Origin of the sequence: Oerskovia enterophila, assembly GCF_001692445.1 — a bacterium.
Taxonomy (GTDB): domain Bacteria; phylum Actinomycetota; class Actinomycetes; order Actinomycetales; family Cellulomonadaceae; genus Oerskovia; species Oerskovia enterophila.
The window spans coordinates 1-768 of record NZ_MAQA01000112.1 but is presented as its reverse complement, the minus strand read 5'-3'; the positions used below and the strand labels follow the sequence as shown (position 1 = coordinate 768).

At 70.4% G+C, this 768-nt stretch carries 2 tRNA genes; both read left to right on the top strand.

What is annotated here, in order from left to right:
• Positions 1–564 precede the first annotated feature (564 nt).
• Positions 565–636, top strand: a tRNA-Gly gene (locus tag OERS_RS20405).
• Positions 637–672: 36 nt separating this feature from the next.
• A tRNA-Cys gene (locus OERS_RS20400) sits at positions 673–743 on the top strand.
• The last annotated feature ends 25 nt before the right edge of the window (positions 744–768 follow it).

Below are 768 nucleotides of genomic sequence, written 5' to 3'. Positions count from 1 at the left end.
GGCCGTCCCCCCGGGACGGCCTTTTGTCATACCCGCCCGACACGAACCCCACCCCCTTGCCCCGGCCCGACCACGCCGGCCTGATGCGGGTCAGCGCGACGTTCCACCAGCACAGAGACTGCGCGGGCAGGCCGCCGCTCCAGCGGCGCCACGGGCGGCCGCGTGACCACGGCCCCTTCCGACGTCGGGTTCTCGGGGCTTTCGCCGTACCGATCCGTGAGCTTCGGTCCCTCCACGGGCTCGCACCCCTTGCCCCCTCCGACGCGCGCTCGACCCAGCTCGAGCAGCAGCCCCACGACGCGGGCACGGACATCGGGAGCCCCCGAGATCACGCCGACCCTGGCGCAACCGAGTACGCCCGCTCGCTCGCCGGCCACGCGACGCCCGACACGCGACCGCCCGGGGCCCTCAGGTCGGCCCCCCTCGCTCTCGCCACGTCCCACGACCCCCGCCCCGGCCGCGCAACGCACTGACCTGGGGCGATTTGGACTCTTGCCCCATCTTTCGGCTAGAGTCTGTGACGCGCCGAAAAACGCCGGAGAGATCCGGACGAGGTTCGGCAGTGCGGACGTGGCTCAGTGGTAGAGCATCACCTTGCCAAGGTGAGGGTCGCGGGTTCGAATCCCGTCGTCCGCTCGGACAAGTCTTCGGACTTGTCGGGTTCGAGTCCCTGGTGGAGTGGCCGAGAGGCGAGGCAGCGGCCTGCAAAGCCGTGCACGTGGGTTCGAATCCCATCTCCACCTCTCAGCAAGGCAGTATCCCTTGTGC